At 71.7% G+C, this 23,921-nt stretch carries 25 protein-coding genes and 1 tRNA gene; 12 read left to right on the top strand and 14 right to left on the bottom strand.

The window, feature by feature from the left end:
* Positions 1-4: 4 nt before the first annotated feature.
* Positions 5-766: a phosphoglyceromutase gene (locus tag AMK33_RS20580; protein WP_073934355.1), complete on the bottom strand. Its 762-nt coding sequence runs from the start codon at positions 764-766 to the stop codon at positions 5-7.
* 153 nt (positions 767-919) lie between these two features.
* On the opposite strand from AMK33_RS20580, the gene AMK33_RS20585 reads away from it, so the two are divergent.
* Positions 920-2,188: an MDR family MFS transporter gene (locus AMK33_RS20585; protein WP_073934356.1), complete on the top strand. Its 1,269-nt coding sequence runs from the start codon at positions 920-922 to the stop codon at positions 2,186-2,188.
* 36 nt (positions 2,189-2,224) lie between these two features.
* Here AMK33_RS20585 and AMK33_RS20590 read toward each other — a convergent pair whose 3' ends face one another.
* The 3 genes from AMK33_RS20590 to phoU all read right to left on the bottom strand — a co-directional run bounded on the left by AMK33_RS20590 (position 2,225) and on the right by phoU (position 3,633).
* Entirely contained in the window at positions 2,225-2,473 is a 249-nt protein-coding gene (locus AMK33_RS20590) for an SCO4226 family nickel-binding protein (RefSeq protein ID WP_073934357.1), read from the bottom strand.
* Between the two features lie 182 nt (positions 2,474-2,655).
* On the bottom strand, positions 2,656-2,811 hold the full coding sequence (locus AMK33_RS42915) for a hypothetical protein (protein ID WP_167748580.1): 156 nt from the start codon (positions 2,809-2,811) through the stop codon (positions 2,656-2,658).
* A gap of 132 nt (positions 2,812-2,943) precedes the next feature.
* Complete coding sequence (gene phoU, locus AMK33_RS20595) at positions 2,944-3,633, bottom strand: phosphate signaling complex protein PhoU (protein ID WP_073934358.1); 690 nt, start codon at positions 3,631-3,633, stop codon at positions 2,944-2,946.
* A gap of 201 nt (positions 3,634-3,834) precedes the next feature.
* On the opposite strand from phoU, the gene AMK33_RS20600 reads away from it, so the two are divergent.
* Together AMK33_RS20600 and AMK33_RS20605 are read left to right on the top strand one after the other, a co-directional pair.
* Positions 3,835-5,166, top strand: a complete 1,332-nt coding sequence (locus AMK33_RS20600) for a sensor histidine kinase (RefSeq protein WP_073934359.1) — start codon at positions 3,835-3,837, stop codon at positions 5,164-5,166.
* Positions 5,163-5,843 (top strand): response regulator transcription factor, encoded by a 681-nt coding sequence (locus AMK33_RS20605; protein ID WP_030829297.1) that lies wholly within the window; start codon positions 5,163-5,165, stop codon positions 5,841-5,843. Before AMK33_RS20600 ends, AMK33_RS20605 begins: the two co-directional genes overlap by 4 nt.
* Positions 5,844-6,060: 217 nt before the next feature.
* Here the strand turns inward: AMK33_RS20605 and AMK33_RS20610 are convergent, their stop codons facing one another.
* Positions 6,061-6,765 (bottom strand): DUF461 domain-containing protein, encoded by a 705-nt coding sequence (locus tag AMK33_RS20610; RefSeq protein ID WP_073934360.1) that lies wholly within the window; start codon positions 6,763-6,765, stop codon positions 6,061-6,063.
* Positions 6,766-7,428: 663 nt separating this feature from the next.
* Between AMK33_RS20610 and AMK33_RS20620 the strand changes: the two genes are divergently transcribed.
* From AMK33_RS20620 to AMK33_RS20645, 6 genes are all read left to right on the top strand, one after another.
* Entirely contained in the window at positions 7,429-7,911 is a 483-nt protein-coding gene (locus AMK33_RS20620; protein ID WP_003953493.1) for a CarD family transcriptional regulator, read from the top strand.
* A gap of 349 nt (positions 7,912-8,260) precedes the next feature.
* Positions 8,261-9,037: a 2-C-methyl-D-erythritol 4-phosphate cytidylyltransferase gene (gene ispD / locus AMK33_RS20625; RefSeq protein WP_073934361.1), complete on the top strand. Its 777-nt coding sequence runs from the start codon at positions 8,261-8,263 to the stop codon at positions 9,035-9,037.
* On the top strand, positions 9,027-9,524 hold the full coding sequence (ispF, locus tag AMK33_RS20630) for a 2-C-methyl-D-erythritol 2,4-cyclodiphosphate synthase (protein WP_073934362.1): 498 nt from the start codon (positions 9,027-9,029) through the stop codon (positions 9,522-9,524). The genes ispD and ispF overlap by 11 nt, the downstream gene beginning before the upstream one ends.
* Before the next feature lie 145 nt (positions 9,525-9,669).
* The gene (gene cysS / locus AMK33_RS20635; RefSeq protein WP_073934363.1) at positions 9,670-11,070 is read left to right on the top strand and encodes a cysteine--tRNA ligase; all 1,401 of its coding nucleotides are present in this window, start codon (positions 9,670-9,672) and stop codon (positions 11,068-11,070) included.
* Positions 11,071-11,227: 157 nt separating this feature from the next.
* Entirely contained in the window at positions 11,228-12,172 is a 945-nt protein-coding gene (rlmB, locus tag AMK33_RS20640; RefSeq protein WP_073934364.1) for a 23S rRNA (guanosine(2251)-2'-O)-methyltransferase RlmB, read from the top strand.
* A 201-nt stretch (positions 12,173-12,373) separates the two neighbouring features.
* The gene (locus tag AMK33_RS20645; protein ID WP_073934365.1) at positions 12,374-13,999 is read left to right on the top strand and encodes a DoxX family protein; all 1,626 of its coding nucleotides are present in this window, start codon (positions 12,374-12,376) and stop codon (positions 13,997-13,999) included.
* A gap of 81 nt (positions 14,000-14,080) precedes the next feature.
* Here AMK33_RS20645 and AMK33_RS20650 read toward each other — a convergent pair whose 3' ends face one another.
* From AMK33_RS20650 to AMK33_RS20670, 5 genes are all read right to left on the bottom strand, one after another.
* On the bottom strand, positions 14,081-14,494 hold the full coding sequence (locus tag AMK33_RS20650; RefSeq protein WP_073934366.1) for a VOC family protein: 414 nt from the start codon (positions 14,492-14,494) through the stop codon (positions 14,081-14,083).
* Positions 14,495-14,600: 106 nt separating this feature from the next.
* On the bottom strand, positions 14,601-15,332 hold the full coding sequence (locus tag AMK33_RS20655) for a nucleotidyltransferase family protein (RefSeq protein ID WP_030864364.1): 732 nt from the start codon (positions 15,330-15,332) through the stop codon (positions 14,601-14,603).
* Between the two features lie 243 nt (positions 15,333-15,575).
* On the bottom strand, positions 15,576-16,019 hold the full coding sequence (locus tag AMK33_RS20660; RefSeq protein ID WP_073934367.1) for a hypothetical protein: 444 nt from the start codon (positions 16,017-16,019) through the stop codon (positions 15,576-15,578).
* A 181-nt stretch (positions 16,020-16,200) separates the two neighbouring features.
* Positions 16,201-17,289, bottom strand: coding sequence for an ABC transporter ATP-binding protein (locus tag AMK33_RS20665; RefSeq protein WP_073934368.1), 1,089 nt, complete (start codon positions 17,287-17,289; stop codon positions 16,201-16,203).
* Between the two features lie 300 nt (positions 17,290-17,589).
* The gene (locus AMK33_RS20670) at positions 17,590-18,561 is read right to left on the bottom strand and encodes a helix-turn-helix transcriptional regulator (RefSeq protein WP_201263054.1); all 972 of its coding nucleotides are present in this window, start codon (positions 18,559-18,561) and stop codon (positions 17,590-17,592) included.
* A 92-nt stretch (positions 18,562-18,653) separates the two neighbouring features.
* On the opposite strand from AMK33_RS20670, the gene AMK33_RS20675 reads away from it, so the two are divergent.
* Together AMK33_RS20675 and AMK33_RS20680 are read left to right on the top strand one after the other, a co-directional pair.
* Positions 18,654-19,064: a DUF3224 domain-containing protein gene (locus AMK33_RS20675; protein WP_073934370.1), complete on the top strand. Its 411-nt coding sequence runs from the start codon at positions 18,654-18,656 to the stop codon at positions 19,062-19,064.
* Between the two features lie 86 nt (positions 19,065-19,150).
* Positions 19,151-19,224 (top strand) — tRNA-Thr (locus AMK33_RS20680).
* Positions 19,225-19,266: 42 nt separating this feature from the next.
* Here the strand turns inward: AMK33_RS20680 and AMK33_RS20685 are convergent.
* Genes AMK33_RS20685 through AMK33_RS20695 form a run of 3 tightly spaced genes read right to left on the bottom strand, consistent with a single transcriptional unit; the run spans position 19,267 to position 22,368 of the window.
* A complete protein-coding gene (locus tag AMK33_RS20685; RefSeq protein WP_383454740.1) occupies positions 19,267-20,181 on the bottom strand; it encodes an aminoglycoside phosphotransferase family protein in 915 nt (304 codons plus the stop codon).
* On the bottom strand, positions 20,178-21,152 hold the full coding sequence (locus tag AMK33_RS20690) for a zinc-binding dehydrogenase (RefSeq protein WP_073934372.1): 975 nt from the start codon (positions 21,150-21,152) through the stop codon (positions 20,178-20,180). The genes AMK33_RS20685 and AMK33_RS20690 overlap by 4 nt, the downstream gene beginning before the upstream one ends.
* A gap of 55 nt (positions 21,153-21,207) precedes the next feature.
* Entirely contained in the window at positions 21,208-22,368 is a 1,161-nt protein-coding gene (locus tag AMK33_RS20695) for an NAD(P)-binding protein (RefSeq protein ID WP_073934373.1), read from the bottom strand.
* Between the two features lie 133 nt (positions 22,369-22,501).
* On the opposite strand from AMK33_RS20695, the gene AMK33_RS20700 reads away from it, so the two are divergent.
* On the top strand, positions 22,502-23,179 hold the full coding sequence (locus AMK33_RS20700; RefSeq protein ID WP_079194916.1) for a pentapeptide repeat-containing protein: 678 nt from the start codon (positions 22,502-22,504) through the stop codon (positions 23,177-23,179).
* Positions 23,180-23,229: 50 nt separating this feature from the next.
* Here the strand turns inward: AMK33_RS20700 and AMK33_RS20705 are convergent, their stop codons facing one another.
* Positions 23,230-23,889, bottom strand: coding sequence for a hypothetical protein (locus AMK33_RS20705; protein WP_073934375.1), 660 nt, complete (start codon positions 23,887-23,889; stop codon positions 23,230-23,232).
* Positions 23,890-23,921: the final 32 nt, after the last annotated feature.

Genomic DNA, 23,921 nt, shown 5'->3' on the forward strand with positions numbered 1-23,921 from the left:
CCGTTTACTTCTTCTTGCCCTGGTTCTTGACCGCCTCGATCGCCGCCGCGGCCGCCTCCGGGTCGAGGTACTTGCCGCCGGGGGTGACCGGCTTGAAGTCGGAGTCGAGCTCGTAGTACAGGGGGATGCCCGTCGGGATGTTCAGGCCCGCGATGTCGGCGTCCGAGATGCCGTCGAGGTGCTTGACCAGGGCGCGCAGGCTGTTGCCGTGGGCGGCGACCAGGACCGTGCGGCCGGTCAGGAGGTCGGGGACGATCGCGTCGAACCAGTACGGGAGCATCCGGACGACGACGTCCTTCAGGCACTCCGTCTGCGGGCGCAGCTCCGGCGGGAGGGTCGCGTAGCGCGGGTCGGAGAACTGGGAGTACTCGGCGTCGTTGGAGAGCGCCGGCGGCGGGGTGTCGTAGGAGCGGCGCCACAGCATGAACTGCTCCTCGCCGAACTCCGCGAGGGTCTGCGCCTTGTCCTTGCCCTGCAGGGCGCCGTAGTGACGCTCGTTCAGGCGCCAGCTGCGGTTCACCGGGATCCACAGGCGGTCGGCGGCCTCCAGGGCGAGCTGCGCGGTGCGGATCGCGCGCTTCTGGAGGGAGGTGTGGAGCACGTCGGGCAGCAGGCCGGCGTCCTTGAGCAGCTCGCCGCCGCGCGTCGCCTCCTTCTCGCCCTTCGGGGTGAGGTTGACGTCCACCCAGCCGGTGAACAGGTTCTTCTCGTTCCACTCGCTCTCGCCGTGGCGGAGGAGGATCAGCTTGTACGGTGCGTCGGCCATGTGCCCGAGCGTAATCGACACCCCGTACGGGCCGCGCGCCCTGCCCGCTTGGCGGACGGTTGACGGGATCTGTTAATTGAGTGGTTACCCCGGTCCCCTGCTTCGTAAGTTGTGCTTGCCGCTTCAGCCGCTTACATCTTCTACGGGGGTTCCATGTCGGTCGTCGGACTGAGACGTGCCGTGCGCGAGTCCGTCTCCGGGCTTCCCCGCGAGTTCTGGTGGCTGTGGACCAGCACCCTCGTCAACCGGCTCGGGGCGTTCGTCGCCACCTTCATGGCGTTGTACCTGACGCTCGACCGGGGGTACTCCGCCTCCTACGCCGGGCTCGTCGCCGCGCTGCACGGGCTGGGTGGGGTGATCTCGTCGCTGGGTGCCGGGGTGATGACCGACCGGCTGGGACGGCGGCCCACGCTGCTCGTCGCGCAGACCGCCACCGCCCTGTCCGTGGCGCTGCTCGGCTTCATGCGGGATCCGGTCGCCATCGCCGCCGTCGCGTTCCTCGTCGGCATGGCCTCCAACGCCTCCCGGCCCGCCGTGCAGGCGATGATGGCCGACATCGTGCGGCCGGAGGACCGTATCCGGGCCTTCTCGCTCAACTACTGGGCCATCAACCTCGGCTTCGCGCTCTCCTCCGCGGGGGCGGGGTTCATCGCCGAGTACAGCTACCTCGCCGGGTTCCTGATCGAGGCGGGCATGACGCTGGTCTGCGCCGTGCTCGTCTTCGTGAAGCTGCCCGAGTCCCGGCCGGGGGGTGAGGATTCCCCGGACGCTTCTGCGGGGAGCGGGTCCGTTTCCCTTCTGACCGTGCTGCGCGACGGGCGGTACATGGGGGTCGTCGGGCTGTCCTTCCTCGTCGCCCTCGTCTTCCAGCAGGGGTATCTGGGGCTTCCGGTCGCCATGGGGGAGGCCGGGTTCACGCCCGCGGACTTCGGGATGGCCATCGCCGTCAACGGCGTACTGATCGTCGTCCTGCAGATTCCCGTCACCCGGTTCATCGAGCACCGGGACCCCGGGCGGCTGCTGGTGATCTCCTCGCTGCTCGCCGGATACGGCTTCGGGCTCACCGCCTTCGCCGGGTCGGTCGGCGTCTTCGCCCTCACCGTGTGCGTGTGGACGCTGGCCGAGATCGTCAACGCGCCGACCCAGACCGGGCTGGTCGTCCGGCTCTCCCCGGTGCACGGGCGCGGACGCTACCAGGGCATGTACACCATGTCCTGGGCGGTCGCCTCGCTCGTCGCCCCGCTGATGTCCGGGTTCGTCATCGACCACTGGGGCGCCGAGTGGCTGTGGGGGATGTGCGCCGTCGTCGGGACGGTGGCCGGCCTCGGGTACGGACTGCTGATGCGGCGGCTTCCGGAGGAGGAGCTTCCGCAGAAGGAAGTGGTTGTGGTGGAGAAGGCCGCGGAGGTCAGTGCCTCCTGAGAGGCGTCGGCCTCCGCGGGGGTGCGAACATCCCGGTCAGACCGACAGCGTCACCGCGTGGATCTCGTCGGCCTTGTGGCCGGTACGTTCGTGGATGCGCTGGACCGCTTCGGCGGAGGGGGCCTCGGAGAGGCAGTAGATCGTGCCGGACTCCGGGTCCGCCCACGCCTGCCGGAAGTGGACTCCCTCTTCCTGCTGGATCGCGAGGTCGGCCGCGTGGGCCTGCCGCAGATTCTCCTCCGTGATGCCCTCCACGCCGTGGTGGACGTCCATGAACTGGGTCATGGCTCCGCACCTCCTTCCGACTTCCGAGCTTTCGAGCTCCCGAACTTTCGGGCTTTCGGGTTGCGTCACTGCCGGCCACCTTCCATCCTGCGCCCCGCCGCACCCACCGGCACGCCGAGGACCCCGGCGCCCATGACGGACGCCGGGGTCCTCGGTCGGTGACGGGCCGGGTGCCTACGGCGTCAGCCGCACTGGCAGGGATTGCCCGACTGGCAGCCGCAGCCGCAGCCCGAGCCGCAGCCGCAGGCGGCGATCAGGGTGAGGTTCCTGATCTCGGCGGGCTGCTCGGTCTCGCGCTCCCGCGCGGGGTCGGGTGTCGTGCTGGGGGATTCGGCCATGGGTCCCTCCTCAGGGCTGGCGCCTGTGCACACCTGCCCCCATTGGACGCCCGCCCCGCCGGGCGCATCAACGGCGCATTGGGGCTCGTACGAGTCCCGGCCGGCCCCCGTCGTGCGGGGTCACGCCGGCCGTCAGGCCCCCTCGACCCCCGGCACCGGCTGGAGGTCCGACTGGATCTCGTCCGCGTGTTCGCCGGTGACCAGGTACACCACCCGCTTGGCGACCGAGACCGCGTGGTCGGCGAAGCGCTCGTAGTAGCGGCCCAGCAGCGTGACGTCGACGGCCGTCTCGATGCCGTGCTTCCAGCGGTCGTCCATCAGGTGCTGGAAGAGCGTGCGGTGCAGCAGGTCCATCGCGTCGTCGTCCTGCTCCAGCTGGAGCGCCAGGTCGACGTCCTTGGTGATGATCACCTCGGCCGCCTTCGCCATCAGGCGCTGCGCGAGCTGGCCCATCTCCAGGATCGTGGCGTGCAGATCGCGCGGGACCCCCCGCTCCGGGTAGCGCAGCCGGGCCAGCTTGGCCACGTGTTGGGCCAGGTCGCCCGAGCGTTCCAGGTCGGCCGACATCCGCAGCGAGGTGACGACTATGCGCAGGTCGGTCGCCACCGGCTGCTGGCGGGCCAGCAGGGCGATGGCACGGGCCTCCAGGTCGTGCTGGAGCTCGTCGACCTTCTGGTCGGCCTCGATCACGCTCTCCGCCAGCTTCAGATCGGCGTCGAGGATGGCCGTCGTGGCGCGTCCGATCGCCGACCCGACCAGCCGGGCCATCTCCACCAGACCGTCGCCGATCGAATCCAGTTCCTCGTGGTACGCGTCCCGCATCAGGGTTCCTCTCGTGCTTCTTCGTCCGGGCTTCAGGGGCCTGCTCTCCTCCCCACGCTCCCACGTTGTGTGCTCTACGCGTCCGATTCCGCCACCTCACATGAACCGTCCCTGGCTCCAAGGTGAACTCTGGGCGACGAGTGTTCGAGCTCGCACTCCGACGGCTGTGGGCACCACCCGCGCCATGCCTAACCTGGACGCATGGACGTGAACGCGGCGGTCGCCGCAGTGGCAGCGATCGCCGGGGTGCTCACCGGCGTCATCGCCATGCTGGCGTTCCGCTTCAGCGAGCGCGAGCAGAGGCGCCCCACGCGCACCTCCCTGCACACGGACCCGGTGCTTCCGCCGGGTGTGGACACCGTGCTGTCCGTGCTGCGCTCGTCCGCCGTCGTCCTCGACGAGGCCGACGGCGTGGTCAAGGCCAGCTCCGCCGCGTACGCCCTCGGGCTGGTCCGCGGCGGCAAGCTCGCCGTGGAGCCCATGCTGCAGATGGCCCGCGACACCCGGCGCGACGGCGAGATACGCCAGGTCGAGCTGGACCTGCCCCGCCGGGGTACCGGACGCGGCGAGGCCCTCGCGGTGTCCGCGCGGGTGGCGCCGCTCGGCTCCCGGCTCGTTCTGCTGCTCGTCGAGGACCTCACCGAGGCCCGCCGCATCGAGGCGGTACGACGTGACTTCGTCGCCAATGTCAGCCACGAGCTGAAGACGCCCGTCGGGGCGCTCTCGCTGCTCTCGGAGGCCGTGATGGACGCCTCCGACGACCCCGAGGCGGTGGAACGGTTCGCCGGGCGGATGCAGATCGAGGCGACCCGGCTGACGAACCTGGTGCAGGAGCTCATCGACCTCTCCCGGGTGCAGAACGACGACCCGCTGGAGGACGCCGAACCCATCCGCGTCGACGAACTCGTCGCCGAGGCCATCGACCGGTGCCGGCACGCGGCGGGGACGAAGGAGATCACCATGGCCGCGGGCGGCACCGCCGACCTGCACGTATGGGGCAACCGCGGCCAGCTCGCCGCCGCGCTCGGCAACCTCGTCGAGAACGCGGTCAACTACTCACCCGCCCGCACCCGCGTGGGCATCGCGGCCCGTACGGTCGCGCAGCCCGGCGGGGACCTGATCGAGATAGCGGTGACCGACCAGGGCATCGGCATCTCGGAGAAGGACAAGGAGCGCGTCTTCGAGCGCTTCTACCGGGTCGACCCGGCCCGCTCCCGTGCCACCGGCGGTACGGGGCTCGGCCTCGCGATCGTGAAACACGTGGCCGCCTCGCACGGCGGGGAGGTCACGGTGTGGAGCGCCGAGGGCCAGGGTTCCACCTTCACCCTGCGGCTGCCGGAGGCCCGTGCGGCCCGCGACCGCGCCCACCAGATGTCCCACCGGGACGACATGTCCTCTCAGGACGACATGTCCCAGCAGGACGGCGACACCCACGGCCTCGACGGTGAGGCCCGGCGGGCGTCCCACTCATCCCCCCACTCTTCCGATTCATCCGCGTACGAAACGCTTCCCTCCCCGGAGGTCCTTCCGTGACCCGTGTGCTCGTCGTCGAGGACGAGGAGTCCTTCTCCGACGCCCTGTCGTACATGCTCCGCAAGGAGGGCTTCGAGGTCGCCGTCGCGACCACCGGGCCCGACGGACTCGACGAGTTCGAGCGCAACGGCGCCGACCTCGTTCTCCTCGACCTGATGCTGCCCGGACTGCCGGGCACCGAGGTCTGCCGCCAGCTGCGCGGCCGTTCCAACGTCCCCGTCATCATGGTGACCGCCAAGGACAGTGAGATCGACAAGGTTGTCGGGCTGGAGATAGGGGCCGACGACTACGTCACCAAGCCGTTCTCCTCGCGGGAGCTGGTGGCCCGTATCCGCGCGGTGCTGCGGCGGCGCGGGGAGCCGGAGGAGGTTGCTCCGGCGGCGCTGGAGGCCGGGCCGGTGCGGATGGATGTCGACCGGCATGTGGTGACGGTGGGGGGGACCAAGGTCGATCTGCCGCTGAAGGAGTTCGATCTGCTGGAGATGCTGCTGCGGAACGCGGGGCGGGTGCTGACGCGGATGCAGCTCATCGACCGGGTGTGGGGGGCCGATTATGTCGGTGACACCAAGACGCTCGATGTTCATGTGAAGCGGTTGCGGGCGAAGATCGAGCCGGATCCGGGGGCGCCTCGGTATCTGGTGACGGTTCGGGGGCTGGGGTACAAGTTCGAGCCGTAGGCCTGTGGCTCGGCGTTCACCGGTACCGGCACCGGTACCGGTGCCGTAGCCGGGCGGGGGGTGTCGCGCGGCCCGGCGTTCGCGGGGTGCCGCTGCGCCCACCCGTGCCGCCCCAGCGGCACGATTGCCCGCAGTTGGGCGGGCAGCGGTGCCCGTAGTGATGTGTGAAGGGCGGGACCCCACTCAGGGGTCCCGCCCTTCACTGTCGTGTGCGTGCTCAGTGACCGGTCTGTGCGCTTGCCGAGGCCGCGTCGGTCGGGGTGACCGACTCGGTGCCGGTCTCCGTCGACTCGCCGGTCTCGGTGCCGCCCGGGGCGCCGGTGGTCTCGCCCGTGGTGCCGGCGGCCGGCTCGTCGGAGGACTCCGCGGACGGCTCCGTCGACGGCTCCGTCGAGGCGCCCGGCGCGGCGGCCTCCTCGGTCGGGCCCCAGCTCTCGAAGAAGTGCTCGGCCGGGAAGACGATCGCGCGCAGGCTCACGTCGCCGGTCTCGCTGAAGGTGAAGGTGACCTTCTGGGCGTTGCCGTCCTGGACGGCCTCACGGCTGCTGGGCAGGACGGCGGACGCGTTGCCCTCGCCGCCGAGGATCAGCGAGCCGCCGGCCGGGACGGTGAGGCTGCCGCCCTCGGCGGGGGACAGCTCGGCGGTCTTGCCGGTGCCGGGGATGGTGACGGACTCCAGCGTCTGGTCGGTGCGGCCCTCGTTGAACAGGGTGGCGGAGACGACCGCCGGGCCCGTCGACTCCAGGTCGGGCTGGGTGATGACCGTGGCGTTCTGGATCTTGATGTCGCCGACGGTCGTCGCCGCGTTGTCCGGCTGGATCTCCAGGGTCTGGGCGTTGTGGCCGGCCGCGCACGCGGAGAGCGAGGCGATCGAGAACGCGATGGCGGCGGCGAGAGCGCCGCGTCGAAGGCTGCTGCTCACGGCGGCGGCAACTCCTTGACTCGAGTCGTTCGGCGACCGGGTGAAGCCGCCCTAAGTGTCTGTCAGCGGCCTCAGGTTACCGAGCCGTCCCCACGCGGCCGCACCCGACCCTCCCGAGACGTCCCGTGTCGGCCCGGTAAGGCGCGCCCGGAACCTCCGTCACCACCCCGTCACCACCTCGTCGACGGTCGAGAGCGGGCGCGCTCCGCCTCTTGAGTCCCAAGTGACTCACCAGTCACTCGGGCCGCTTTCACGCCGTACTCCCGCGCCATTCCCATAGTGATCGCGCATTTCTCGTGAAGGAATGAGCGGAGGGCTCCGGAATTGATCACCGGCCGCTCATCCTCGTGCCGTGTGATCAATTCCGGATTCGACCGGAACCCGGCTCCGCGCACCGAACGGAGTAGCGGAACTCGAGCACTTGGAACCGGACATATGGGGATGTTCGACCGCTCGTACGAGGCTCCGGATGCGTGTAACGTGCGCGTTTCGCTTGTGCCAGAGAGCCGCTCCGACCTGCGAATACCTGCTTCCGCTAGGCGTCCGCAGCACGTTCCTGTTGCTGTTGTCAAGCCCCGAGAATGGCCCTGACCTGCGAAAACGCCATTCAGAAGACGCCGTATCCGTGTTACCCTGGATAGCCACGGAAGGGGTACCTGTCACATGACGTTCAAGGTTGGCGACACCGTGGTCTATCCCCATCACGGGGCCGCGCTGATCGAGGCTATCGAAACTCGCCAGATCAAAGGCGTGGACAAGACCTACTTGGTGCTGAAGGTCGCCCAGGGTGACCTGACGGTACGTGTGCCAGCGGACAATGCGGAGTTCGTCGGCGTACGTGATGTGGTCGGTCAGGACGGGCTGGACCGGGTCTTCGAGGTGCTGCGCGCACCGTACGCGGAGGAGCCCACGAACTGGTCCCGTCGTTACAAGGCAAATCTCGAGAAGCTCGCCTCGGGCGATGTCATCAAGGTCGCGGAAGTCGTGCGTGACCTGTGGCGTCGTGAGCGCGAGCGCGGACTCTCCGCCGGTGAGAAGCGCATGCTCGCCAAGGCGCGTCAGATCCTGGTCAGCGAGCTCGCCCTCGCGGAGAACACCAACGAGGACAAGGCCGAGGCCCTGCTCGACGAGGTCCTCGCCTCCTGAGATTCCTGAGCCCGAGATCCCGAGTCGCCGCCCGCGGCTCACTCTCAGCACTCAGTACTTCCTCAGCACTTCGAAATGCCGCGGTGCCCGATGACGTCATGGATGTCGCCGGGCGCTGCGGCATGTTCGTACCCGGACACCGTACATACGCTGCACTTGCGCCGCGCCGGGGAATGTGTCATGACTCACGTCCCCACCCCTGGCGTGCCGGGCCCGGGCGGTCGACTCGACCAGGATCACGGAAGGGGCTGGTCAAGGCGGAACGCCCGGCACTCCCCCCGCTCCGGGAGCAGGGGGTACGCCCAGGCCATACCCACCCGGGCCGAGCACACAAACCTGACAGGAACCGATGTCTGACGATCCGCTCCCCCCGCCGTCGCCGAACCCCGCATCCGGCCGTACGACCGCCCGTACGGCGGCCGTGATCCCGGCCGCCGGCCGTGGTGTACGCCTCGGACCGGGCGCCCCCAAGGCGCTCCGCGCGCTGGGCGGCACGCCCATGCTCATCCACGCCGTCCGCGCGATGGCCGCCTCCCGCGCCGTCTCCCTGGTGGTCGTCGTGGCCCCGCCCGACGGCGCCCCCGAGGTCAAGTCGCTGCTCGACGCGCACGCGCTGCCCGACCGCACCGACTTCCTCGTGGTCCCCGGTGGCGAGAGCCGCCAGGAGTCCGTGAAGCTCGGCCTGGACGCGCTGCCGCCCGGCTACGACATCGTCCTGGTGCACGACGCGGCCCGCCCGCTCGTCCCCGTGGACACCGTCGACGCCGTCATCGAGGCCGTACGCGACGGAGCGCCGGCCGTCGTGCCCGCGCTGCCGCTCGCCGACACCGTCAAGCAGGTCGAGCCCGCCGACGTCCCGGGCGAGCCGGAACCCGTGGTCGCCACCCCGGACCGGTCGCTGCTGCGGGCCGTGCAGACCCCGCAGGGCTTCGACCGGGCCACCCTCGTGCGCGCCCACGAGACGGTGGAGGACGACGTCACCGACGACGCGAGCATGGTCGAACAGCTCGGCCTCACCGTCGTCACCGTCCCCGGGCACGAGGAGGCCTTCAAGGTCACCCGCCCCCTCGACATGGTCCTCGCCGAGGCGGTCCTGGCCCGCAGGAGGCTCAACGATGGCTTCTGAGCAGCCGTACCCCCTGCCGCAGGTCGGCATCGGCACCGACATCCACGCCTTCGAGGACGGCCGCGAACTGTGGTGCGCCGGCCTGAAGTGGGAGGGCGAGGGACCCGGCCTCGCCGGCCACTCCGACGCGGACGTCGTCGCCCACGCCGCCTGCAACGCCCTCTTCTCCGCCGCCGGCCTCGGCGACCTGGGGCAGCACTTCGGCACCGGCCGCCCCGAATGGTCCGGCGCGTCCGGCACCACCCTCCTGACGGAGGCCGCCCGCATCGTCCGGGAGTCCGGCTTCCGCATCGGCAACATCGCCGTACAGGTGATCGGCCCCCGCCCGAAGATCGGCAAACGCAGGCAGGAAGCGCAGGAGCTCCTCTCGGAGGCGGCGGGCGCCCCGGTCTCGGTCTCGGGCGCCACGACGGACGGCCTCGGCTTCCCGGGAAGGGACGAGGGCCTCATGGCGGTGGCAACGGCGCTGGTCGTACGAGAAGGGTGAGCCGTCCAACCTCAGGGGTGCGGGGAACTGCGCGACCCGCCCCCACCGGGCCCGCAGACGACAAACAAGCGGGCCCGTCCATGACAAACGTCCCCGAAACAGCGAGGCGCACCGCGCACACGTCCGCGCCTACTACCCTGGTGTCGTGACTATTCGCCTGTACGACACCAGCGCCCGGCAGATCCGTGACTTCACCCCGCTCCAGCCGGGTTGCGTCTCGATCTACCTGTGTGGTGCCACCGTGCAGGCGGCACCCCACATCGGGCACATCCGCTCGGGCCTGAACTTCGACATCATGCGTCGCTGGTTCGAGTACCGCGGCCTGTCGGTGACGTTCATCCGCAACGTCACCGACATCGACGACAAGATCATCGCCAAGTCCGCCGAGCAGGGCCGCCCCTGGTGGTCCATCGGCTACGACAACGAGCGCGCCTTCACCGACGGCTACCGCGCCCTCGGCTGCCTGCCGCCGACCTACGAGCCGCGCGCCACCGGCCACATCACCGAGATGGTCGAGATGATGCGCGGCCTCATCGAGCGCGGGCACGCCTACGAGGCCCACGGCAACGTGTACTTCGCCGTCACTTCGTTCCCGGAGTACCTGGAGCTGTCCAACCAGGAGCTGGACAACCTGCTCCAGCCGTCCGCCGAGGGCGAGACCGGCAAGCGGGACCCGCGCGACTTCGCGATGTGGAAGGCGGCCAAGCCCGGCGAGCCGAGCTGGGAGACGCCGTGGGGCCGCGGGCGCCCCGGCTGGCACCTGGAGTGCTCGGCGATGGCGCACAAGTACCTCGGCAGCGCCTTCGACATCCACGGCGGCGGCCTCGACCTGATCTTCCCGCACCACGAGAACGAGATCGCCCAGGCCAAGGCCTACGGCGACGAGTTCGCCCGGTACTGGGTGCACAACGCCTGGGTCACCATGAGCGGCGAGAAGATGTCGAAGTCGCTCGGCAACAGCGTCCTGGTCTCCGAGATGGTCAAGCGCTGGCGGCCCATCGTGCTGCGCTACTACCTCGGCACCCCGCACTACCGGTCGATGATCGAGTACAGCGAGGAGGCCCTGCGCGAGGCCGAGTCCGCGTTCGCGCGGATCGAGGGCTTCGTACAGCGCGTGACGGAGATGGCCGGGGGCGTCGTCGAACCCGCCGCCGAGGTGCCGCCCGCGTTCGCCGAGGCGATGGACGACGACCTGGGCGTCCCGCAGGCGCTCGCCGTCGTGCACACCACCGTCCGGCAGGGCAACAGCGCGCTGGCCGCCGACGACAAGGAGGAGGCCGTCGCCCGCCTCGCCGAGGTCCGCGCCATGCTCGGCGTGCTCGGCCTCGACCCGCTGGACCCGCACTGGGCCGGCGAGAGCGACCGCGGCGAGGACCTGCACGGCGCGGTCGACACCCTCGTCCGCATGGTCCTCGACCAGCGCGAGGCGGCCCGCGCCCGCAAGGACTGGCCCACCGCGGACGCCATCCGCGACCAGCTGGGCCGGTCCGGCCTGGTCATCGAGGACAGCCCGCAGGGGCCGCGCTGGAGCCTCGGCCCACGCTGAGGAGCCAGGCCCTGACAGGCCCTGACCTCGGCGTCCGAAGATCGACTGTGCCGTCCGGGCCTCCGGGCGGCACACTTCATAGGCACACGTCACAGACGTACGCACAAAGTACGTACAAAAGCAGCACCACCCACGACTTCACGGAGACGGATACCTCATGGCCGCGAACAACCGCCGCATGTCCGGCAAGAAGGGCGCGCAGGTCGGCAGTGGCGGCCAGCGGCGCCGGGGCCTGGAAGGCAAGGGGCCCACGCCGCCCGCCGAGATGCGCAAGGGGCACGCCAAGCAGCGCGCCGCCCAGGCGAAGGCCCGCCGCGCCCAGGGCGCCCGCCCGCAGCAGCGGCGCGGCGGGGGCCGCTCGGCCTCCGAACTCGTCGTCGGCCGCAACCCGGTCGTCGAGGCGCTGCGCGGGGGCGTGCCCGCCTCCACGCTGTACGTCCAGCAGTTCATCGACAACGACGAGCGGGTGCGCGAGGCGCTCCAGCTCGCGGCCGAGCGCGGTGGGATCAACCTCATGGAGGCCCCACGCCCCGAACTCGACCGCATGACCAACGGCCTGAACCACCAGGGCCTGGTGCTCCAGGTCCCGCCGTACGAGTACGCGCACCCCGAGGACCTCGTCGCCGGCGCCCACGACGAGGGGCAGGACCCGCTGATCGTCGCCCTCGACGGGGTCACCGACCCGCGCAACCTCGGCGCGGTCGTCCGGTCCGTCTCCGCGTTCGGCGGCCACGGCGTCGTCGTGCCCGAGCGGCGCGCCGCCGGGATGACCGCCGGTGCCTGGAAGACGTCCGCCGGTACGGCAGCCCGTACGCCCGTCGCCCGTGCCACCAATCTGACGCGCGCGCTGGAGGCGTACAAGAAGGCCGGGATCGCGGTCGTCGGCCTGGCCGCCGACGGCGAGGCCGAGCTCGGCGACCTGGCCGCGCTGGACGGGCCGGTCGTCATCGTCGTCGGCAGCGAGGGCAAGGGCCTCTCCCGACTGGTCGGCGAGACCTGCGACTTCCGGGTACGGATCCCGATGCCGGGCGGAGCGGAGTCGCTCAACGCAGGCGTGGCGGCGGGCATCGTGCTGTACGAGGCGGCGCGTCGGCGGGGCTGACTCCGGGGGCCGGTGAGGGTTGCCGGCCGGAGGCCGGTACGGCCGTGCGGGTGCGTCAGGCAGGGTGCCGTCGGCGGGGCTGGACGGGTGTTCGGTGGGGTCGCCCATATGGGGTGTTCCGGGGGGTCCGGACAGGCTTGACGCGGTCCGGACACTTCCGGCGGGTCAAGGCAGTGTCCTAACGCCGTGTCACTCGGTTAGATGAGTGTGGACACGAGAACACCCCGCACGCCCACGGGGGACCGCTCGTCGGGACTCGACGACGCTCCCGCGCTGAGCATGGTGAAGGTGCCGAGCGATCCGGCGCAGGTCATCGTCAATCACGCCAGCTTCCGCGTGCAGCTGGGCGTCTCGGCGCGGCGCGCCCAATCGCCGCGGATCGCACGGCACGTGAGCGCCGCCGAGGACACCGCCCGCATCCCCGTCGTCACCACCGTGGGCACACCGGGCCAGTCGGGCGCCCGCCGCCGGCCCGTCGTCTGGAGCGGCCGGTCCGCGCCCGACGACACCGGCGCCCACCGACTGCTCCAGGCCGTACGGCACGAAGGCGTCCGCCACGCCGACGAGCCGCTCACCGACGCCGGGGCCACCCAGGTCATCCCGCGCACCGGCACCGGGTACGACCACGCCGACGACCCGGTCACCCAGACCCTCGAAACCCCGTTCGTCGGCGCCCAGCGCCGCCCGGCCGACGGGCCCCTGCTGCCCCCGATGCGCACGGTCGGCAGCGCCTACGACGAGCCCGCCTACGACGAGCCCGCCTACGACGACGGGTACGAGGACACCGGCCGTCGCGCCAGGCGGCACGGCGACGACCCGGCCCGGCACGCCTACTACCCCGGCCGCCGGATGAACCTCGGCGTCGTCCTGCTCCCGCTGCGCGTCTTCCTCGGCGGCATCTCCGTCTACGCCGGGATGAGCAAGCTGTGCGACCCCCTCTACTTCGAGGGCGGCAAGCGCGGCTCCATGGTCAAGTGGCTGCACACCCTGCACCCCTGGGAAGTCGCCGAGCCGCTGCGCCAGTTCGCCCTCGAGCACCCCATCGGCTCCGGCCTCGCCATCGCCTTCGCACAGATCGTCGTCGGCGTCCTGACCGCCCTCGGCTGCTGGCAGCGCCTGGCCGCCGCCGTCGGGGCGACGCTCTCGGCGGCACTGCTGGTCACCGTCAGCTGGAAGAGCGTCCCCGCCTACGAGGCACCCGACATCATCTACCTCGCCGCCTGGTCGCCGCTGATCATCGCGGGCGCCCCCGTCTACTCCGTCGACGGCCGCCTCGCGAGCCGGGCCTGGCGCCGGCTCGGCCCCCGCGCCGACATCTGGGACCTGCGCCGGTACGTGCTGCGCCGGGGCGCCCTGGTCACCTTCGTGGTCTGCGGGTTCAGCATGCTCGTCGGCTCACTGCTCGGCGGTGCCGTGCGGGACGCCGACCGGGTGGTCGTCCCCGGGCCCGGCGAGGCCCCGCGCAACGAGCTTCCCGGCTCCCCGCTGCCGGGGGAGTCCGGCGAACGCCAGAAGGAGAAGCGGACCCCGGCCGCCTCCACCTCGCCCACCCGGGACGCCACTTCGGGCGGGGCGAGCCCGTCCGCCGGTGCCACGACCCCCGGCGCGACCCAGGGAGCCGGCGCGGTCACCGGCGCGCCCAGCCAGACCCAGGGCAGCGCCGGTCAGGCCCCGCCCCGGCAGTCCTCCCCGGCCGGTCAGGCACCGAGCACCAGCTCCGGCCCCACCTCGGGCGGCGCCGGCGCCTCCGGCGGCAGCGGCGCACCGAGCGGGGGCAGCGGCGGCTCCTCCGGGAAACCCGGGCTCGTGGGCGGCCTCCTGGGATGACTCGCATACGGCAGTGGGGTCCCGTACGTCGTCCGTGCGGGACCCCACTGCCGTAGAGCGGTGGCTACGGACGGTCGGCCGTCATGCCCCGCTCGCCCCGTTCGCCCGGCCGCGCTGGCGCAGTGCGATCCGGTTGCCGTCCGGGTCCACGGCCTCGATGCGCACCCCGAACGGGTAGTCCTCCGGCTCGGGCTGGTCGAACGTCACACCGCGGTCGCGCCACACCGCGAAGTCCTTCCGCAGGTCGTCCGATTCGAGGAAGACCACACCGAGCGCCCTGCCGCCCGGCTCGCCCTCGGCCGGCTGCCCCGAGCCCGCCGCGTGCGGCCACAGGAGGAACTCCAGAGCACTGCCCGGGACACCCACCGTGAGGAAGCGCCCCTCGGGGCCCGGATGGTCCACGCGCTTCTCCAGGCCGAGCTGGTCCGTGTAGAACCTCAGAGACCGGTCCTGGTCGGTCACGTTGATCGTCACGTACATGACGCTGGTCAGCATCGTGCGGTCCCTTCCTGCCACCCGTCCGACGCGGCGGGTCGCCACGTCGTGTCACGTCACTGACGGACGGCGGCCGGACGATGTGACGGGCGGAAGGAAAAAGATTTCAGCGACCCTGCGCCGAGAGCTCCTTCGCCGCCTCCGTCAGGTCCTTCGCGGTGTCGATCGCCCGCCAGTAGGAGCCCTGGGGGATGGGGAAGCCGGCCAGACGGCGTTCGCGCGCGAGGTGCGGGAACGTGGTGCGCTCGTGGTCGCCGCGCTCCGGGAGCAGGCCGGCGAACTCGGGGGAGAAGACGTACACGCCCGCGTTGATCTCGAAGGTCGACGGCGGGGCCTCGATGAAGTCGGTGATGTGCCCGAAGCCGTCCGTGCGCACCGCGCCCCACGGGATGCGCGGGCGGGCCAGGGCGAGGGTCGCGACGGCGTCGCGCTCGGTGTGGAAGTCGGCCATGTCGCGCAGCGAGAAACGGGTCCAGATGTCGCCGTTGGTGGCGTACCAGGGCCGGTCCGGGTGCGGGAGGTGCGCGGCGGCGTACTTCAGGCCGCCGCCGCGGCCGAGGGGTTCCGTCTCGACGACGGTGGTGACGGAGAGGGGCAGGTCGGCGGTGTCCAGCCACTTCTGCAGGACCTCGGCGAGGTGGCCGCAGGAGACCACCACGTCCGTCACGCCCTCCTCGGCGAGCCAGGAGAGCTGGTGGCCGATGATCGGGGTTCCCGTGCCGGGGATCTCGACCATCGGCTTGGGGCGGTCGTCGGTGTACGGCCGAAGCCGGGATCCCTGGCCTCCGGCCAGGACTACGGCTTGTACGGGGCGGGCGACGGCTCGCGGATCGGTCATGCCCGCACTTTACGCGGCACGACGTTCGGTGTTCTTGCAGGTGCCCTGTGCTGATGCCGGCCGGGGGTCTGCGCGGCCCGGCGCGTTACGGGGTGCCCCGCGTTGCTGTGGGCCGGGGGTGGGTCGCGCGGCCCGGCGCTTGCGGGGTGCCGTCGCGCCCACCCGTGCCGCCCTGCGGCACGACTGCCCGCGGAAACGGCGGCGTGCGGCAGGCGGCTGCCCGCGGGAGCGGGGCAGCCGTGGTCAGCGGTTGGCTGTGGTGATGCCTGAGGCGAAGGAGGTGTCGCAGACCGGGCGGGCGTAGGACTGGGCCTTGGTGGGGCCGTAGACGCGGACCGCCGCCTTGCCGAGGGCGCGGGCGATGGACGCGCAGTGCTTCGCCAGCGACGGGCGGTCGTTCACGGCCTGCTGGAGGTGGGTGAGCGCCACGCCCGGGTTCTCCTCCTGCAGTTCGACCAGCAGCTTGTCCCGCAGCACATGCTGCGGCGCCTGGGCGTCGGCACGGGAGGACGCGCCGGAGGCGGCCGTGAGCACGGGGCTCGAGGAGGCCCCCGACCAGTTGACCCGCGCGACCGCGAAAGTCCCGGAGAGCACCAGGACGACGGGCAGGACGAAGGCGAGGGAGCGGCCGATCCGGCGGGCGGGGCCCTGGCCGCGACGCGTCTGACGGTTAGTGGAGTGCTTCACGCGTGTGAGGGTAGCGTCCGGTAGTGACAAGAAAACATTCCGTCACCGTTACGAGGGACAAGGAACTCTGGACTCCGGGCAACGTGTTGACGTACAGGGTCGAAATGACCGATGTGCCGGGGTATTTGTCGACAACGCGAAGGGCCCCGCAGTGATCTGCGGGGCCCTTCGCACAACAGCGTCAGTCGGACAGGCGCGCACCGGTCGACGTCGAGAACACGTGGGTCTCGCCCGAACGCGGCACGACGTGCAGCTGGCTGCCCTTCTCCGGGACCTCACGGCCGCCGACGCGGACGACGATGTCCTTGGCCTCGCCGCCGACCTGCGCGGTGCCGTAGACGTACGCGTCGGAGCCCAGCTCCTCGACGACGTTGACGGTGACCGCGAGACCCTTGTCGGTGTCGGCGCCGGCCACGTCGAAGTGCTCGGGGCGGACGCCCACGGTGACGGTCTTGTCGCTGGTCGAGGAGAGCGCGTCACGCTGCACCGGCACCACCGAGTTGCCGAACTTCACACCGCCGTCGGCGACCGGGACCTCGACCAGGTTCATGGCCGGGGAGCCGATGAAGCCGGCGACGAACAGGTTCGCGGGCTTGTCGTACATGTTGCGCGGGGTGTCGACCTGCTGGAGCAGACCGTCCTTGAGGACCGCGACGCGGTCGCCCATGGTGAGGGCCTCGACCTGGTCGTGGGTGACGTAGACGGTGGTGATGCCCAGGCGGCGCTGGAGCGACGCGATCTGCGTACGGGTGGACACACGGAGCTTGGCGTCCAGGTTGGACAGCGGCTCGTCCATGAGGAACACCTGCGGCTCACGCACGATGGCGCGGCCCATCGCGACACGCTGGCGCTGACCACCGGAGAGCGCCTTCGGCTTGCGGTCGAGGTACTCGGTGAGGTCGAGGATCTTCGCGGCCTCTTCGACCTTCTGCCGGATCTCCGTCTTGTTGACGCCGGCGATCTTGAGCGCGAAGCCCATGTTGTCGGCGACCGTCATGTGCGGGTAGAGCGCGTAGTTCTGGAACACCATGGCGATGTCCCGGTCCTTCGGCGGCAGGTGCGTGACGTCGCGGTCACCGATGCGGATCGCGCCGCCGTTGACGTCCTCGAGCCCCGCGAGCATGCGGAGCGAGGTGGACTTGCCGCAACCGGACGGGCCGACCAGGACGAGGAACTCGCCGTCCGCGATGTCGATCTCCAGGGCGTCGACGGCGGGCTTGGTGGAGCCGGGGTAGACCCGGGTCGCCTTGTCGAACGTGACAGTGGCCATGGTGAATGGTCCCCTTCTACCGGCAGGAACGTGCCGGACGATCCGAGTAGGAAGGTGATGCCACGACGGGTGCTCCGTTGTGGTGTTGGTCCACACGAGTGAACTGGCACAGGACGGTACCTGGCGTTCACCTGCTTGTCAGTAGTTCCAGGGCTGTGAATTTCGCGGAAACTTTCGACCGCAGGGGTGACGGCCCGGTTGCGTAAGTGATCACCGGCCGCCCCCGTACGGGGGCGCCGCCCGGCCCGTACGAGGTGACACCCGGCCGCGTACGGGCGTGATACCCGGCCGCGTACGGGGTCACCGCCCAGCCCCGTACCGGTCCGCCAGCACCGCCACCGCCGACGCGACCGCCTCCCGCAGCCCCGCCGGGCCGAGCACCTCCGCCTCGACGCCGAGCCGCAGCAGATCGCCGGTCGCGACCGGCTCCGACTCGACGGCCAGCTCCACCTCCACCCAGCCACGCCCGTCCGCCGGCCCCGCGTCCGCGAGCGCCCGCACCCCCGCCGTCCCGAACTGCATCGGCAGCAGCTTCTGCCCGCGCGGTGACAGCCGCAGCCGGGCCGTGCCCTGCCGCGTCGACGCCTCCATCCGCCGGGAGGACTCCGTCCAGTACGCGGCCAGGTCGAAGCCCGCGGGCCGGGTGAACTCCCCGCCCGTCTCCGTCACCGTCTGGAACCGCGACACCCGGTAGGTGCGCACCGAGTCCTCCGCCAGCGCCACCAGGTACCAGATGCCGCCCTTCAGTACGAGCCCCAGCGGACGCACCTCCCGGTGCACGTCACCGCGCCAGCGCCGGTAGTGGGTGCGCAGCACCCTCCGCTCCCACACCGCCCGCGCGACGGTCTCCAGGTGCGGCACGGGGTCGGCGTCCCGGAACCAGGCCGGCGCGTCCAGGTGGAACCGCTCGCGCACCCGCCGCGCCTGATCCGCCAGTTCGCCCGGAAGCGCGGCCTCCATCTTCAGCTGGGCGCTCGCCAGGACGGCACCGAGGCCCAGGTCCCTGGCCGGTCCGGGCAGCCCCGCCAGGACCAGCGAACCGGCCTCCGCGTCCGTCAGCCCGGTCAGCCGCGTGCGGTAGCCCTCCATCAGGCGGTAGCCGCCCGCGGGCCCGCGCTCGGCCCGCACCGGTGCCCCGGAGGCGCCGAGCGCCTCGACATCCCGGTAGACGGTGCGCACCGACACCTCCAGCTCGGCCGCCAGCTCGGGGGCGGTCATCCGGCCGCGGTTCTGCAGCAGCAGGAGCAGGGAGAGGAGCCGGTCGGCACGCATGGGAACCATTGTCCCGCCGTACCTGACAGGAGGTGTCAGGTACGGCGGGAAGAGTGGGGGCACACCGTCGGCCACCCCGGAAGGGAACACCCATGCCCACCACCAAGATCACCGGCCACTTCACCTTCGCCGACTGGAAGGAGAGCGCTGTCACCGGCGAGGACGGCTTCCCCCGGCTCGCGCACGCCACGGTCACCAACGCCTTCTCGGGCGGCATCGAGGCCGAGTCCACCACCTGTGACTACTCGATCGCCTACCTGACCGGGGGCACCGGCACCTTCGCGGGCATGGAGCTCGTCAGCGGCCGGGTCGACGGCCGCGCGGGCACCTTCGTCCTGGAGGAGCGCGGCCGCTTCGAGAGCGACGGCACCGTCCACTGCGTCTTCGAGGTCGTCGAGGGCTCGGGCACCGAGGAACTGACGGGACTGCGCGGCTCGGGCGGGTTCACCTACCGGCACGGGGAGACGAAGGTGGCGTACACCTTCGAGTACGGCCTGGGGTGATCGGGAGGGCCCCACTCCCACAAGTGCGTGGCTCGGCGAAACCGGCTCTGTGTACAGTGGACCAGCCTTCGCGCGCGCCGCGCGGCGCCTCCTTAGCTCAGCTGGCCAGAGCAACGCACTTGTAATGCGTAGGTCGTCGGTTCGAATCCGACAGGGGGCTCTGGCGAAATCCCAGGCCGGAACTGCTCCGGCCTGGGATTTCTCATGCCGTACGACCACGCAGCCGACGGGCGATCTCCAGGTCCGTCTCGTCCAGGGGGCGGCCGTCCTCGATCTCCCACAGGCAGTTCTGCAGCAGCCGCCCGTACGTCCACGCGCGCGCACGCGCGCGGTCCAGGCCGAGGACGTCGGTCATGGCGTCGAAGCGCCAGACGACGTCGTCGGGGTCGAAGTTGTTGGCGAGGGCGGGCCAGAGGTCGAAGCCGGGGTCGCCGGCCAGGGGTTTGGGGTCGATGGCGAGCCAGGGGGCGCGGTCGGCGGCGAGGACGTTCTCGTCGTGCAGGTCCCAGTGGAGGAGGCGGTCGCCGGGTTCGTCGGCGACCTCGCGGACGGCGGCGGCGCAGTCGGCGACGAGGCGGCGGGCGGCAGGGTCCGGGATGCGGTCCAGGGTGGCGGGGGTCCGCTCCAGCATGGCCGGTGCGATGTCACCGAGGTGGCGCATGCCCTCGGGGGCCGGGGTGGCGTGGAGGTGGGCGAGGAGGCGGGCGATCACCAGGACGCCCTCGTGGACGTCCTCCTGGTGCGAGAGCATCCGGGAGGCGTCGAGGCGCTCCAGGAGCATGGTGCCGGTGGGTTCGTCGTGGTCCAGCAGGCGGACCGCCCCGTCGCCGTTCCACAGGCGCAGGGCGACCGGCTCGCCGTCGGTCTCGTGGTCGCGGATCTGGAGCTTCAGCACCGCGTGCGTGCCGTCCGCGCGGGTGACGGGGAGGACCAGGGCGCTCACGCCGTGCATGGGTGTTCCGGTGACGCGCAGGTCCCAGCGGTCCAGGAAGGCGGCGGTGAGGTCCGGGAGGGCGGCGATGAAGGCGCGGCCCGCTTCCTTGTTGTACTTCTCCTGGGCGGCGGCGAGTTCTGCGGGGATGTCGATCACCTTTCGCACAGTAGTGGCGCCCGCTATGGCTCCAGGACGACTTTTCCGGTCGTCTCCCTGTTCTCCAGGGCCCGGTGGGCGGCGGCGGCTTCGGCGAGGGGGAAGCGGTGCACGGCGGGGGTGAGTCTGCCCTCGGCGGCCTGGGTGAGGGCGCGTAGTTCGAGGGTGCGGACGGGGTCGGGGCCGCCGGCCCTGCGCATCATCTCGGGGCCGAGGACGTTGAGGGAGACGCCCTCGACGACGTACGGGCTGTCGCCGCTGATGCCTTGGGAGGACCAGCCGAAGACGATGTGCCGGCCGTCGGGGGCGAGGAGATCGACCGCCGCGCGGGCGGTGTCGCCGCCCACGCCGTCGTACACGACGGTGACCTCGCCCCGGTGGGCGTGGAGCCGTTCGGGCCAGTCCGGGTCCGTGTAGTCGACGGCGAGGTCGGCGCCGTTGGCTGTCACCTGGGCGGTCTTCGTGGGGCCGCCGGCCAGGCCGATGACGGTGGCGCCGGCGTTCTTGGCGTACTGCACGAGGAGCGTGCCGATGCCGCCGGCCGCCGCCGGGACGAGGACCACGTCCGCGGGGCCGGGTTCGGCGAACTGCACGATCCCCATCGTCGTACGGCCCGTGCCGATCATGGCGACGGCCTCGGCGAAGTCCAGGCGCCCGGGGATCTCGTGGAGCCGGTCGGTGTCGGTGACGGCCAGTTCCGCGTAGCCGCCGGGTGCGAAGCCGAGGTGGGCGACGACGCGGCGGCCGAGCAGGTTCTCGGGGGCTCCCTCGCCGAGCGCGTCGACCACTCCGGCGACCTCGCGGCCGGGGACGGTCGGCAGGGTGGCCGGGGCCGGGCCGGGTCCCCGCATGCCCTCGCGCAGGGCCGTGTCCAGGAGGTGGACGCCGGCCGCGCGGACGGCGATACGGACCTGACCCGGGCCCGGCCGCGGGTCCTCGACTTCCTCGTGGGTGAGGTTCTCGGCCGGGCCGAAGGCGTGCAGACGGATGGCGCGCATGTGGGATTCCCCCAGGGGTCGGGTCGTGTGCCGTTACGGCTCCCACGGTGCGACCTCAAGCATGCTTGAGGTCAAGGGTGTTCCGGCCGAGGGCGAGGGAGACGGCGGTCAGGGCGCTGTTGAAGGAGACCTCGGAGAGCACGCCGGGCGCGGCGACCTGGTCACCGGCGAGGTAGACGCCGTCGCCGCGGTCGACGGCGGGGCGGTCGCGCCAGCTGGTGCCGGGCAGGTCGACGGCGCCGGTACGGCCGTTCGCCACCGCGTCCCGCCGCCAGGTGACCCGTTCCCGCCAGTCCTGGAAGGCGAGGTCCAGCAGTTCCTCCGCGCGGGTGGTGCCGTCCGCCTTGGACTCGTGGGGAGCGATGGGGATCTGGCCCTGGATGAGCTGTTCGCCGGCGGGGGCGAGGGCGCGGTCCTGGGCGGTGAAGCGCTCCAGCCAGCCGGGCGCGTCGAGGTCGGACACGGCGAACGCGTCGCCGCGCCGGGTGCGTACGGCGAGGTCGACCAGGACGGTACGGCCGCTCGGCCAGGTCAGTGAGGGGTCGCCGAGGAGGCGGCGGGCGGAGTCGAGCGAGGTGGCGACGACGACGGGGGTGTCGGTGGGCAGGGTGTCGACGCGGGACAGCGTCTCCATGCGCACGCCGAGGTTCCACGCGCGGGCGGCCATCCGGTCGATGAGGCCGCCCCAGCCGCCGCGCGGGTAGTGGGCCTCCGGGGGCAGTTTGGTGGCGCGGCGCAGGCGTTCCTGCACGAACGCGGCGGACAGGGAACCGGGGTCGTGGTGGAACAGCGCGACCGCGGCGTAGTGGGCGGCGGCCCGCGCGCCCTCCTCGCCGGCGATCCCGGTGGCCCAGGTGAGGAAGTCGGTGTCGACGGGTGCCTGGGTGACGCCGCGGCGCAGGAGTTTCAGCAGGGCGAAGGGTGGGGTGCGGCGCAGGGCGCCCCGGTGGCGGAGCCGCAGCCGGGCCGCCTCCAGGGGCGGGAGCGGGGCGAGCGGGCCGATGAGGCCGCGCTGTCGGAGCCAGGTCCAGTGCGGGCCGCCGTTGTAGAGGGCGTGGGGTCCGTCGTTGGTCCGGTAGGGGCCTTCGGCGGTGCGGGCCCGGCCGCCCAGGGTGTGGTGGGCCTCGTGGACGGTGACCTTGGCGCCCGCCTCCGCGGCGGTGATGGCCGCGGTGAGTCCGGCGAATCCGCCGCCGATGACGGTGATGCGGTGCATGGCTGGGGGTCTCCCTTGGTCGGGGTCGCCTTCCGGCTTTGCGCGTACGACGGAGTGAGGGCGCGGGAATGTGACATGCGCGGGTTTTTCGCAGGTCAGGTGGGTTGTCAGTGGTGGGGTGCAGCATGGGGTCATGGCGAGAAGAGCGGTGGGCGGTACGGGAGTGAAGGGGGCGATCCGCCCTGAGCTGCGGCTGCCCGCGCTGGAGCGTTACGAGGGGGGTGGGCTGGAGCCGGACGGGGATTACGACGGGCTGGAGTTCCGGGAGTCGGACTTCGCCGGGCAGGACGGCGGCGGGGCGCGCTTCATGGACTGCGCGCTGACGGGGTGCGCGCTGGACGGGACGCGGCTGTCCCGGGCGCGGGTGCTGGACTCGGTGCTCGCCGGTGTCCGGGGCGTGGGCACCGACCTGGCCGAGGCGACCCTGCGCGACGTCGAGCTGACCGACGCGCGGCTCGGGGGGACGCAGTTGCACGGGGCCGCGCTGGAGCGGGTGCTGATCCGGGGCGGAAAGATCGACTTCCTGAATCTGCGTTCGGCCCGGCTCAAGGACGTCGTCTTCGAGGGCTGTGTCCTGGTCGAGCCGGACTTCGGCGGGGCGCGGCTGGAGCGTGTGGAGTTCGTGGACTGCGCGCTGAAGGACGCGGACCTCTCGGGGGCCACGCTGAAGGACGTGGACCTGCGCGGGGCCGCGTCACTGGAGATCGCGCGGGGGGTGGACCGGCTGTCGGGGGCGGTGATCAGCACGGCCCAGTTGCTGGATCTGGCGCCGGTGCTGGCGGGGGAGCTGGGGATCAGGGTGGAGGGGTGAGCGGGGGGAGGGGGACCGGAACAAGGACAGGGGACTAGGGGGGCCGGAGCTCACTCCCCGTACCAGCCCCATGTGCCCGTTCGTTCGGACGGGTCGAAGGACTGGTGCAGCGCGATGAGGGCGTTGACGAGTCGGGGATCGACGTCGGACGTCGGCATGCGGTACTCCTCGGCCACCGCACGGAAGACGAGGTGTGCCCGGCGTGAGCCGTCCCGCCAGATGATCCGCCGGGGCGGACGGATCCCGCCGTCGCCCTCGCCCAGCAGGCTCATGACCAGGAACACCAGGCCGACGGGCAGTCCCACGGGCCACCACAGCGCCCACCACAGCAGGCGGCCCTCGTACCCGCGGAGGGTGCGGCCGGCGACCGGTTCCACGGTCCAGCGTCTCCGGCCGGGGCGGAAGGCCCGTCGGCGCCGCAGTGTGATCCGTCCGAGTGGTGCGCCGGACGGGTCCAGGACCTCGTACACGGCCGGGCGTCCGCTCAGCCGGGAGCCCAGGGGTTGCGTGGTGACCACTCGGGCGACCGGGGCCCCGTCCTCGGCGTGGAGATGGAAGGCGCGTGTCGATCGCAGCCGGTCGGGGGCGGGGCTGTCGGCGTCGCGGGAGAGCCGGACGGCCGGGCCGAGGGCGTCCGGTGCTCCGTCCCGGACGATGGCGGGCGGGTGCACCGTGTAGTTCATCACGTAGGTCGCACGCCCCTGCGCCACTGGTCTCCCTCTCGGTTGCGGTGCCGTTCCGG

It is taken from the genome of Streptomyces sp. CB02400 (genome assembly GCF_001905725.1).
GTDB lineage: Bacteria > Actinomycetota > Actinomycetes > Streptomycetales > Streptomycetaceae > Streptomyces > Streptomyces atrovirens.